At 46.7% G+C, this 11,171-nt stretch carries 12 protein-coding genes; all 12 read left to right on the top strand.

Going from position 1 to position 11,171, the window contains the following annotated elements:
* The first annotated feature begins 571 nt into the window (after window positions 1-571).
* Window positions 572-709, top strand: coding sequence for a 50S ribosomal protein L34 (gene rpmH / locus ACGHTT_RS19800; protein WP_290260190.1), 138 nt, complete (start codon window positions 572-574; stop codon window positions 707-709).
* 20 nt (window positions 710-729) lie between these two features.
* Complete coding sequence (gene rnpA / locus ACGHTT_RS19795; protein WP_390592740.1) at window positions 730-1,101, top strand: ribonuclease P protein component; 372 nt, start codon at window positions 730-732, stop codon at window positions 1,099-1,101.
* Window positions 1,098-1,352: a membrane protein insertion efficiency factor YidD gene (gene yidD / locus ACGHTT_RS19790; protein ID WP_390592739.1), complete on the top strand. Its 255-nt coding sequence runs from the start codon at window positions 1,098-1,100 to the stop codon at window positions 1,350-1,352. The genes rnpA and yidD overlap by 4 nt, the downstream gene beginning before the upstream one ends.
* Window positions 1,333-2,994 carry a membrane protein insertase YidC gene (yidC, locus tag ACGHTT_RS19785; protein WP_390592738.1) on the top strand — a complete coding sequence of 554 codons (1,662 nt, stop codon included), beginning with the start codon at window positions 1,333-1,335 and terminating at the stop codon, window positions 2,992-2,994. The genes yidD and yidC overlap by 20 nt, the downstream gene beginning before the upstream one ends.
* Before the next feature lie 106 nt (window positions 2,995-3,100).
* Entirely contained in the window at window positions 3,101-4,483 is a 1,383-nt protein-coding gene (gene mnmE, locus ACGHTT_RS19780; protein WP_390592737.1) for a tRNA uridine-5-carboxymethylaminomethyl(34) synthesis GTPase MnmE, read from the top strand.
* 542 nt (window positions 4,484-5,025) lie between these two features.
* Window positions 5,026-6,918, top strand: coding sequence for a tRNA uridine-5-carboxymethylaminomethyl(34) synthesis enzyme MnmG (gene mnmG / locus ACGHTT_RS19775; RefSeq protein ID WP_390592736.1), 1,893 nt, complete (start codon window positions 5,026-5,028; stop codon window positions 6,916-6,918).
* 13 nt (window positions 6,919-6,931) lie between these two features.
* Complete coding sequence (rsmG, locus tag ACGHTT_RS19770; protein ID WP_390592735.1) at window positions 6,932-7,579, top strand: 16S rRNA (guanine(527)-N(7))-methyltransferase RsmG; 648 nt, start codon at window positions 6,932-6,934, stop codon at window positions 7,577-7,579.
* Between the two features lie 16 nt (window positions 7,580-7,595).
* On the top strand, window positions 7,596-8,393 hold the full coding sequence (locus tag ACGHTT_RS19765; protein ID WP_390592733.1) for a ParA family protein: 798 nt from the start codon (window positions 7,596-7,598) through the stop codon (window positions 8,391-8,393).
* A gap of 24 nt (window positions 8,394-8,417) precedes the next feature.
* On the top strand, window positions 8,418-9,335 hold the full coding sequence (locus tag ACGHTT_RS19760) for a ParB/RepB/Spo0J family partition protein (RefSeq protein ID WP_390592732.1): 918 nt from the start codon (window positions 8,418-8,420) through the stop codon (window positions 9,333-9,335).
* Between the two features lie 120 nt (window positions 9,336-9,455).
* Window positions 9,456-9,896, top strand: a complete 441-nt coding sequence (locus ACGHTT_RS19755; RefSeq protein WP_390592730.1) for an ATP synthase subunit I — start codon at window positions 9,456-9,458, stop codon at window positions 9,894-9,896.
* A 34-nt stretch (window positions 9,897-9,930) separates the two neighbouring features.
* Window positions 9,931-10,857, top strand: a complete 927-nt coding sequence (atpB, locus tag ACGHTT_RS19750; RefSeq protein ID WP_390592729.1) for a F0F1 ATP synthase subunit A — start codon at window positions 9,931-9,933, stop codon at window positions 10,855-10,857.
* A gap of 57 nt (window positions 10,858-10,914) precedes the next feature.
* The gene (gene atpE, locus ACGHTT_RS19745) at window positions 10,915-11,166 is read left to right on the top strand and encodes a F0F1 ATP synthase subunit C (RefSeq protein WP_380736105.1); all 252 of its coding nucleotides are present in this window, start codon (window positions 10,915-10,917) and stop codon (window positions 11,164-11,166) included.
* Window positions 11,167-11,171: the final 5 nt, after the last annotated feature.

Here is an 11,171-nt window from a genome sequence, read left to right as displayed (position 1 = left end):
TCGCGCCTTGTTAATGCACTTATTATGACGAACCTAAACCCCAAAAGGACGATCGACTTTTATGTGCACATAACAAGAGAGTGGCAGCCTAACCTGCCCCAGAGCGCAGCGATAAACCACGTCTGATTTGAGCTGCGTATTCTAACCCGCAGCCTAACTAACTACCATAGTTATCCACAAGTAACCGGTTAGTTTTTTAAAAATCGTTATTTAAATCTATATATATCAATAGCTTGTGAAAATAATCGCCATATTAATACGAACAGCTCCATCACCCAAACCTGTTTACAACACCAACCAACCCTGTTGATAACCCTGTGTATAAAACATGAAAAACCAGTCAGTAAATAGTGAACTAGTTGCTCGTATTAATAGCTACCACAAGATGTAGTGGTGTTAGAAAAAGCGTTGAAAATAATCGCTAAAGCCACGAATTATCTACGCTTGCTGATTGCTTTACCGGCAACAATTCTTTAGAATCCGCCCTCTTTTCGCGTTCCGGTAAATTTATTTCCGTAGATAGACCAAACGCGTTGATATCCAAGCTCAATATTTGGCAGGTTTTAGTTCCATGAAAAGAACATTTCAGCCCAGCAACCTAAAGCGCGCTCGAGTTCACGGTTTCCGTGCTCGCATGGCTACCAAAGGCGGTCGCAAGGTTCTGGCAGCACGTCGCTCCAAAGGTCGTAAGCAACTGGTAGCTGCTTAATCACCTCTCGAGGTTCTGGGGTGCCCAGTTTTACGTTCAGCAAATCGCTGCGTCTACTGACCCCCAGTGACTTCAAGCCTGTTTTCGATCAGGCAACCTTTCGTGCTTCACATCAATATTTTATGTTTTTGGCATCCAGTAACGGGCTTTCGGCACCGCGACTCGGTTTAGTTATCGCTAAAAAAAATATCAAGCTTGCTGTTCAACGCAATCGCATAAAGCGACTCGTGCGCGAAGCATTTCGCCATTTACAACATGAGCTCCCCCCTATCGACTGCGTATTCTTGACTCGTCGAGGTTTAGATAAGCTCGACAACGAGACAATAACGAAGCAACTAGAACAACAACTGAAGCGCCTGGCGAAAAAAGCGAAAGAAGCAGCACAAACATGAAATGGGTAATGGTTAGATTGATTAAAATCTACCGTTTTCTGCTTAGCCCCTGGGTCGGCAACCAATGTCGGTTCCATCCAACCTGCTCCTATTACGCAGAAGAAGCAATAAATAAGCACGGTGTTATAAAAGGGGGTTATTTAATGTTCGCCCGCCTTATAAAATGCCACCCTTGGCACGCGGGTGGTTTTGACCCGGTACCCGATACTCATTCCGATAACGGCAAACAACATGAAAAAAGATTGGACTAAATACCTCTTAATAGCAGGAATGGTGGCGACCGCCCTATTACTGGTGAAAGAATGGGCCGCATTTCAAGATGCGAAAAAGCCCGAAATTGCCCTAGAGCAAAACACCACCTTGTCTGCGCCTATGGTGACCTTGCCAGAAACCGGTGACGACGAAATTCCGGTTGTCAGCAATGGTGAGCCTGCGGCGATAAGCCAAGCTTCACAGCAGTTAGTCACCATAAGCACTGGCACACTGATTCTAAAAATCGACACCCAAGGTGGCGATATCGTGTACGCAGCGCTGCCTAAACATCTTGCTAAACTGGGTGAAAAAGACGCGCCATTTGTAATACTCAACCAAAACCAAGACCACACCTATGTGGCACAAAGCGGTTTAGTTGGCCAAAACGGCACAGACGCTCAAGGCAACAGACCCGTATTTAGCGTTAATACTAATCACGTCACGTTAGAAGACGGTAAAGACTCAGTGTCCGTCGACTTGCTGTACCAACAAAACGCGGTAACGATCACCAAGCGTTTCACCCTAACGCGCGGTAGCTATCTAGTCGATGTGAGCTATCTGATCAACAATCAGTCCAGCGACAATTGGCAAGCCAACCTTTATGGTCAGATTAAAAGAGACTCCCACATTGTCGCAACGGATGTCGGTATCGGCATGAGCCCCTATCTTGGCGCAGCACTTACGTCCACCGAAGAAAAATACCGCAAGGTAGATTTCGAAGATATGGCCGAGGCAACCAAGACCATCAAGGTTGAAGAGTTAGGCGGTTGGGTTGCGATGGTGCAACACTATTTTATCAGCGCTTGGATTCCTAACGCAGAAAGCCAAAATACCTTCACCCTGCGTAAATCCAAAAACAGCGATATGTATTTCATGGGCTTTACCACGCCGGCGCTAAAAGTAGCGGCGGGTAGCGAAGGTCAAACCTCGGCATCCTTCTATGTAGGTCCAAAAGATGTCTATGCCCTGGAGGAAATTTCACCCTACCTAGACCTCACCGTGGATTACGGTTGGTTGTGGTGGATAGCTAAACCACTATTCCAATTTCTGACCTTTATTTACGGATTTATTGGTAACTGGGGTTGGTCAATTATTGCATTAACAATAGTTATCAAAGCAATATTCTTTCCGCTATCTGCTGCCAGCTATAAGTCTATGGCAAAAATGCGCAAGCTTGGCCCATTAATGGCGGACCTAAAAGAGCGCTATGGCGACGACCGCCAAAAGATGTCTGCCGAGCTAATGAAGATGTACAAAAAGGAAAAAGTTAACCCCATGGGTGGCTGTTTACCGGTACTTGTTCAAATGCCCGTGTTCATTTCCCTCTACTGGGTATTAATGGAAAGCGTCGAATTGCGCCACACACCTTTCCTAGGTTGGATACAAGATCTTTCTGTGCGCGACCCCTACTTCATTTTGCCTGCGATCATGGGTTTGACTATGTTCGTGCAATTTAAGCTCAACCCGACCCCTCCCGATCCAACGCAGGCAAAAGTAATGCAAATGATGCCGCTGTTCATGACCTTCATGTTTATGTGGTTCCCCGCCGGATTGGTTTTGTACTGGGTGGCCAACAACGCCATCTCCATCGTTCAACAATACATAATTACCAAACAGATAGACGCGGCAGACCCCGCTTAACCGAAACCACAAAGGGCGCACTTAGCGCCCTTTTTCATTGCCAGGCGTTTTGCTCATAGTTATTCCAGCTTCTATATAATGTGTTCTCAACCGACGAGGCGCATCAATGACTGGCAATAACTTACCTAATATCGAAAAAGACACCATTGTTGCCATTGCCACGCCACCAGGTAGAGGTGGTGTCGGCATCATCCGACTATCCGGTAAAGACGCTGCCACCATCGGCGCACAGTTAACAAAGAAAAATCTTAAGCCTAGGCACGCCCACTACGGCAACTTTTACGACACCAACAACAAAGTACTCGATCAAGGTATCTGTCTTTTCTTTCCAAACCCCCATTCATTCACGGGTGAAGACGTGGTTGAACTTCAGGGCCACGGTGGCCCAGTAGTTATGGACTGGATACTCAGCCAATGCATCAGTTTGGGCGCACGCATAGCCAAGCCCGGTGAGTTTTCAGAACGCGCCTTTCTAAACGACAAAATGGACCTTACCCAAGCAGAAGCCATAGCCGACCTTATTGATGCCTCTTCAGAACAGGCGGCTAAGAATGCCCTAAACAGTTTACAAGGCGCATTCTCACGCAGAATTAACGACCTACTGGATTCCCTGACCAACTTGCGGATATATGTAGAAGCAGCAATAGACTTCCCTGAAGAGGAAATCGACTTCCTAACCGATGGTCATGTGGCACGCCAGCTAGACGCCATCATGACAAACCTCGCCCTAGTCGAGCGCGAAGCCCAGCAGGGCGTGTTAACACGAGAGGGAATGACCGTCGTGATTGCAGGAAGACCTAACGCCGGCAAGTCCAGTCTGTTAAACGCGCTAGCTGGCCGGGAAACAGCCATTGTCACAGATATAGAAGGCACAACCAGAGATATTTTAAAAGAGCATATCCACATCGATGGTATGCCGCTTCATATATTAGATACCGCAGGCCTTAGGGATAACCCAGATATAGTGGAGGCGATAGGCATAGAGCGAGCACAACAGGCAATCCTCCAAGCCGACCGGATTCTGATTGTTCAAGACCCGACCCGAGACAAAGCCAATGCCGAGACATTGGAAACACTGATACCAACACTCGCGCCATTGCTCGATAAAAACAAAATCACCTATCTTCATAACAAAGCGGACTTGCAAGGACAAAAGACCGGCTGGGTCAGCCAAAATCCAGCAACGCTCAGCATTAGCGCTAAAACCCAGGCTGGTTTAGAGGAATTACGGGCCCACCTAAAACACGTCATGGGCTTCAACGCCAACACAGAGGGCAATTTTACCGCCCGAAGGCGCCACTTAGATGCCCTTAAACGCTGCAAACACCACTTAAATGCAGGTGAACAACAGCTCAATGGCTATGGTGCGGGTGAGCTTTTAGCGGAAGATTTACGCGCTGCACAACAATCTTTAGGGGAAATAACGGGCAATATGAGTGCTGATCAGTTGCTCGGTAAGATATTTTCGTCTTTTTGTATTGGAAAATAAAAAAATCCTTTCATTTATACCGCTAATTTACCGTTTACAAAGGGGACAATAAATGTCTCCTTTGTCTAAATAACAACCTAATCAACGGCTTACCCGCAAGTTATTAACACTCATTCACAGGTTTATCCACTAAACTGCTGTTTTTAAACGATTTTACCTTACCAAAAATAATTTCTGTGGATAACTCATGAAAAACCTGCGCTAAAACACTGATTAAATCAGGTTGTTTGACTGGTTGTTTTTTGAGCTGTGGAAAACTGGCCATTTAAGACACAAGTTAAACGCCCATTACACCGAGCTTTCCGACCCGCTTATACGTGTTTTATACTTCTTGTAACTAGTTGTTTTTAAACATAAAAAATAGCTTATCCACAGAAAAACGCGTTACCATATATAACAACAGCTTTAAGTACTTCTATATATATTCTCTATATATTATTTATTTAGATTAATTCTTAATTAAATGCGCTAGATGTTTTTTTGAACAATTACAAAGACAGGCATATAATCGGCGCCCTTTTTCACAATGCTCTGAACACACCATGGATTACCCCACTAGATTCGACGTCATCGTTATTGGCGGTGGACACGCTGGCACAGAAGCTTGTTTAGCTTCTGCGCGTATGGGCATGAAAACCCTGCTGCTTACCCACAATGTCGAAACACTTGGGCAAATGTCCTGTAATCCAGCCATTGGTGGTATTGGCAAAAGCCATCTGGTGAAAGAAATTGATGCCCTCGGTGGTGCCATGGCGTTGGCAACCGATAAGTCCGGCATACAATTTCGCGTACTGAATGCTCGAAAGGGCCCAGCGGTGCGGGCGACGCGCGCGCAAGCAGATCGCATTTTGTACAAAGCTGCAATTCGCTATACCCTCGAAAATCAACCTAATTTATGGATATTCCAACAGGCAGCCGATGACCTCATCGTCACAGGCGATCAGGTTGAGGGTGTCATCACCCAAATGGGCCTTAAATTTTTCGCCCAGTCGGTGGTACTAACAGCGGGTACCTTCCTAGCCGGCAAAATACATATTGGCTTGGAGAACTACTCGGGTGGACGCGCCGGTGATCCACCGGCAATAGCGCTCGCGAGTCGATTGCGAGAGCTTCCGCTACGTGTTGAAAGACTTAAAACGGGTACACCACCGCGTATCGATGCGCGTTCGGTTGATTTCAGCGGGCTAGAACCCCAATGGGGCGATGACCCACGGCCGGTTATGTCGTACATGGGCTCCAGAGCAGATCATCCTGAACAGCGCTGTTGTTACATCACCTACACCAACGAGAAAACCCACGATATTATCCGTGGTGGGCTAGATCGCTCGCCCATGTATTCCGGCGTAATCAAGGGCGTAGGCCCACGCTATTGCCCGTCCATTGAAGATAAAATTCATCGTTTTGCCGACAAGGACAAGCATCAGGTTTTTATCGAGCCCGAGGGTTTAACCACACACGAACTCTACCCCAATGGCATATCGACCAGTTTGCCCTTTGATGTGCAGTTAAATTTAGTGCGCTCAATTGCCGGCTTTGAGAATGCACACATTATTCGTCCAGGCTACGCGATCGAATACGATTATTTCAATCCGCAAGACCTGAATTACAGTTTTGAAACCAAAGCGATAGCGGGATTATTTTTTGCCGGTCAGATAAACGGCACGACAGGCTATGAAGAGGCTGGCGTACAAGGTTTATTGGCGGGTACTAACGCGGCGCTGCGTGCCCAGAATAAACCGGCTTGGTGTCCAGGCCGAGAGCAAGCTTATTTGGGTGTGTTGGTGGATGATTTAATCACCTTGGGTACACAAGAACCCTACCGTATGTTTACCAGCCGCGCCGAATACCGCTTAGTGTTGCGCGAAGATAACGCCGATTTACGCCTTACCGACATGGGACGTGACTTAGGATTGGTGGATGATGCCCGGTGGCAGGCGTTCAATGAAAAGCGCGAAGCGATAACATTGGAACAGCAACGTCTAAAAGAAACTTGGGTGCAAGCTGGTAGTGAGCAAGCGAAAAAAATTGAACAAAAAATTGCAACGCCGTTAACCCGCGAATACAGCCTGCATGATTTGCTAAAACGGCCTGAGCTTGTGTATGCCGATATTTCTCAGATCTCTGATATCAAGTTGGATGAAGCTGTTTCTGAGCAAGTGGAAATATCGATAAAGTACGCAGGTTATATCGACAGACAGCAAGAAGATATCGAGCGCTTACGTAGCAACGAAGCGATGTTGCTACCTGAGAATTTAGATTACGCAGTCGTCGATGGTTTATCAAACGAAGTTCGACAGAAATTAACAGAAGCTAAACCTCAAACCTTGGCTCGCGCAGCGAGAATTCCTGGCGTAACGCCAGCCGCTGTTTCGTTATTAATGATCTATTTGAAAAAGCGTGGTCTATTAAAAAAACCAAGTAGCGCTGCGATTTAGGAAAATTCTCACCATGGATTCGAGTGTTTTATTTTCAGATCAGCTTGAGCGTGGCTTAGCGAAAATGCATTTGTCGGCGACTGTATTTCAGCAGCAGCAATTGGTTCGCTATTTAATGTTGTTTGAGAAGTGGAATAAGGCTTATAACCTGTCAGCTATTCGCGATAGAGAAGATATGGTTTCTCGGCACTTGCTGGATAGCTTGGTCGTACAACCGTTTGTTAAAGGCGAGCGCATCATTGATGTGGGAACAGGTGGTGGCCTTCCAGGTATTCCCTTGGCGATAATGAATCCCGATAAACACTACACCTTGCTCGATAGTAATGGCAAAAAAACGCGTTTTTTGTTTCAGGTGAAAATGGAATTGAAACTGGACAACGTTCAAATTGAAAATACGCGGGTAGAAAACTTTAAGCCAACGTCTTTATTTGATGGTGTTATTAGTCGTGCCTTCGCAAGTATCGAAGACATGGTAAAAGGCTGTGATTCTCTGCTCAGTGCAAATGGCCGCTTCTGGGCTATGAAAGGGGTTTACCCTGAAACAGAGTTGAGCGTTTTGGCAAAACACTATACTGTCGAAGCCAGTCATTCCCTCGACGTACCCGGTTGCGATGGGGAAAGACATCTACTCGAAATCTCCCGTATGCGCCGACCCGTTTGATAATAAGGATAAAACCGTGAGTAAGATCTACGCGATAACCAATCAAAAAGGTGGTGTTGGAAAAACAACCACTTGCGTCAATTTGGCCGCCTCTCTCGTGGCAACCAAAAAAAAGGTGTTACTGGTAGATCTAGATCCCCAAGGCAATGCGACCATGGGTTCCGGCATCGATAAAAATGAACTGGAAGAATCGATATACGATGTGCTTTTAGGTGAGTCAAAGTTGTTAGATGTTATCCAGTATTCAGAGTCGGGCGGTTACGATGTTCTACCGGCAAACAGCGACTTAACGGCAGCCGAAGTTAAATTACTATCCATCGATGAAAAAGAACAGCGTCTAAAAATCGCACTCAAGCCGGTCATTGGGCGTTACGACTACGTGTTGATCGATTGCCCGCCGTCGTTAAACATGTTGACGGTGAATGCCTTGACTGCCTGCCAAGGTGTCATTATTCCCATGCAGTGTGAATACTACGCGCTCGAAGGTTTGTCGGCCTTGGTGGAAACCATTAATCAAATAACGGAAGTATTGAACCCCGAATTAGTTATCGAGGGGATTTTGCGCACGATGCACGATCCGCGCAACAGCTTAACCGTGGATGTATCTGCGCAGCTAACCGAATATTTTGGTGAAAAATTGTATCGCACCTGTATTCCGCGCAACGTGCGCTTGGCAGAGGCGCCCTCTTTCGGTCAGCCGGTATTGGCCTACGACAACCAGTCTAAAGGTGCTATTGCTTATCTCGCTTTAGCCGGCGAAATGCTGCGTAGAAACGAAGCACATCAAAAACAAGCCGTGCCACAAGCGCAGTGATAAAAATTTAAAGGAAGATATCGAATGGCAGCTAAGAAAAGAGGTTTGGGTCGAGGTTTAGATGCACTTTTAGGCGCAGGCAAACCCGTGGTTACCTCATCCGACGGTGACAAACCTGAACAGGCTGCCTACGTTGATGGAAAACTCGCAGAAATTCCGGTTGAATTTATTCAGCGCGGAAAATATCAACCGCGTCGGGATATGCACTCAGAGGCGCTCGAAGAGTTGGCCGCATCAATCAAAGCGCAGGGAGTGATGCAGCCCATTGTTGTGCGGCCAATTGGGGATAGAAACTCGGGTCAGCAACAATACGAAATCATTGCCGGTGAGCGGCGGTGGCGAGCGACCCAAATTGCCGGACTAGATAAAATCCCCGCCGTCATTCGCGATGTGCCCGATGAAGCGGCCATTGCCATGGCGCTGATCGAAAATATTCAGCGCGAGGACCTAAACCCTGTCGAAGAGGCTGTGGCACTTAAGCGCTTACAGGATGAATTTGATTTAACCCATCAAGAAGTAGCTGATGCGGTGGGAAAATCGCGCACGACGGTAACCAATTTGTTGCGTTTAATCGCCTTAACAGATGATGTCAAAATCATGTTGGAGCACGGCGATTTGGAGATGGGGCATGCTCGTTGCCTACTCACTCTCGACGATATGGACCAGCGCGAGGTTGCCCGTCAGGTGGTGGCTAAAGGTTTTTCCGTTCGTCAGACCGAAGCATTAGTCCGAAAACTGCAACAGGATCAGACTAAAGCGGTGCCGGCCGAGTCAAACAGCGCCGATATCCGCAAGCTGGAAGAGGCGTTAGCCGAGCATGTAGGGGTGCCGGTGCAAGTCCAGCAAACCGCAAAAGGTAAGGGTAAGTTAGTCTTGTCGTACAACAGTTTGGATGAGTTAGATGGGATTTTGGCCCATTTGAGGTACAAATCAGACAACTAATACTTATCTTTATCGGGTGAATGGGCCACTCAAGCTGGTTGAATGCACCCTTCTTTAAACCTATAATGCGCGACGCCCCGTGTGCCGCCCTTTGGTGCGCGCTGGCTGATCTGGTGCAAAATGGTCGAAAAACGAGCTGCGAATAAAGTTACCTTAGAAGTACGCGCGGCAAGTATTAGCAAGCCTCCGATAAAACTGTGGCTGGGAATTGAACTGGTGTTTTTAACGCTGGTTGTGGCATGCGCTTGGTTTTTGCAAATCATCGTCTCGCCTTCCGGTAGCACTATCGCGATGTCTTGTCTCTTGGGTGGAATGGTCGCCATTATCCCCCACGCCTATTTTGCCGGTTTAGCATGGCGCTATACGGGTGCACGCTCAGCTTCGAGGATGATTAAGTCTATCTACCGAGGCGAAAGCGGAAAATTTATTCTGACATTGGTAGGTTTTGGGTTGATCTTTGTATCCCCGCTACCGGTGCAACCTGTGGTGTTGTTCGCGTCATATGCGGTGCTATTAGTTCTACAAATGGGCTTGGCGGCGCGCTTTAGCAACACACAGTAACTTTTTTTATATCTATTGAGGTGCTTGAGACATTATGGCAAGCGAAGGAATCACAGCAACGGGTTATATTCAACACCACTTGCAGAACTTAGCTTACGGGAAGTTACCCGCAGGCTACGAACGCATTAACGCAGATGGTAGCGTTTCGGTGTTGGAGCAGGATATTTGGACTTTGGCTCATAGCTCACAAGAGGCTGTGGATATGGGCTTTTGGGCCATCCATTTAGATTCTATGGGTTGGTCCATCGCACTGGGCTTAATGTTTTCATTCATATTCTATCGGGTAGCGGCTAAGGCTTCTGCTGGCGTGCCCACGGGCATGCAAAGCCTGATTGAGTTAGTTGTTGATTTTATTAATAAAACAGTCAGCGACACCTTCCACTACAAAAACAGCATGGTTGCTCCAATGGCGTTAACCATTTTTGTGTGGGTGTTCTTTATGAACCTAATGGATTTGATACCTGTCGATTGGCTGCCAATGGCAGCGGCTTCCGTTTCGGGCAACGATCATCTGTTTTTTAAAGTGGTTCCCACCACAGACCCCAACATAACCTTGGGTATGGCTTTGGCTGTCTTTTTCTTAATGATCCTTCTGAGTATCAAAGAAAAAGGATTGATGGGGTTCGTGAAGGAGCTGACTCTGCACCCTTTCCATGCCGGTAAGTGGTATATCGATATCCTACTAATACCGATCAACTTCCTTTTGGAAACCATCGCTCTCGTATCTAAACCTGTGTCCTTAGGCTTGCGTCTATTTGGAAATATGTACGCTGGCGAAATGATCTTTATTCTAATTGCCCTGATGTTTGGCGCCGGTTTTGTTTTAGGTTTATTTGCTGGTGTTCTTCAGTGGGGTTGGGCTGTATTCCATATTCTGGTTATTACAATCCAAGCTTTCGTATTTATGGTGTTGACCGTTGTTTATATGGCAATGGCCCATAACACCGGCGAAGACCATTAATTTAATTTTGCTTTTTCGGTTTAATTTTTACTTCTTGTTAATATTGGAGATATAACTATGTCAGCTTCACTCGTTTATTTTGCAGCGGCTTTCTTGATTGGTTTTGCTGCGCTAGGTACAGCAATTGGCTTCGCTATTTTAGGCGGAAAGCTAATTGAGGGTGCTGCACGTCAACCAGAGCAGGGCCCACAATTGCAAACCAAAATGTTTTTAATGGCTGGTTTGTTAGATGCGGTACCTATGATCGGTGTTGGTATTGGTATGTACTTGATTTTCGTTGTTGCGCCAAGCCTGGCAGTAGCAGCCTAAATTCA

The sequence above is a fragment of the Simiduia litorea genome (assembly GCF_042853465.1).
GTDB classification, from domain to species: domain Bacteria; phylum Pseudomonadota; class Gammaproteobacteria; order Pseudomonadales; family Cellvibrionaceae; genus Simiduia; species Simiduia litorea.
This window is presented reverse-complemented; position numbering and strand designations above follow the sequence as displayed.

What these genes read in the sequence shown, in the direction of transcription:
- rpmH (WP_290260190.1), top strand. Translation starts at nt 572, where the DNA reads ATGAAAAGAACATTTCAGCCCAGCAACCTAAAGCGCGCTCGAGTTCAC.
- yidD (WP_390592739.1), top strand. Translation starts at nt 1,098, where the DNA reads ATGAAATGGGTAATGGTTAGATTGATTAAAATCTACCGTTTTCTGCTT.
- yidC (WP_390592738.1), top strand. Translation starts at nt 1,333, where the DNA reads ATGAAAAAAGATTGGACTAAATACCTCTTAATAGCAGGAATGGTGGCG.
- mnmE (WP_390592737.1), top strand. Translation starts at nt 3,101, where the DNA reads ATGACTGGCAATAACTTACCTAATATCGAAAAAGACACCATTGTTGCC.
- mnmG (WP_390592736.1), top strand. Translation starts at nt 5,026, where the DNA reads ATGGATTACCCCACTAGATTCGACGTCATCGTTATTGGCGGTGGACAC.
- rsmG (WP_390592735.1), top strand. Translation starts at nt 6,932, where the DNA reads ATGGATTCGAGTGTTTTATTTTCAGATCAGCTTGAGCGTGGCTTAGCG.
- ACGHTT_RS19760 (WP_390592732.1), top strand. Translation starts at nt 8,418, where the DNA reads ATGGCAGCTAAGAAAAGAGGTTTGGGTCGAGGTTTAGATGCACTTTTA.
- ACGHTT_RS19755 (WP_390592730.1), top strand. Translation starts at nt 9,456, where the DNA reads ATGGTCGAAAAACGAGCTGCGAATAAAGTTACCTTAGAAGTACGCGCG.
- atpB (WP_390592729.1), top strand. Translation starts at nt 9,931, where the DNA reads ATGGCAAGCGAAGGAATCACAGCAACGGGTTATATTCAACACCACTTG.
- atpE (WP_380736105.1), top strand. Translation starts at nt 10,915, where the DNA reads ATGTCAGCTTCACTCGTTTATTTTGCAGCGGCTTTCTTGATTGGTTTT.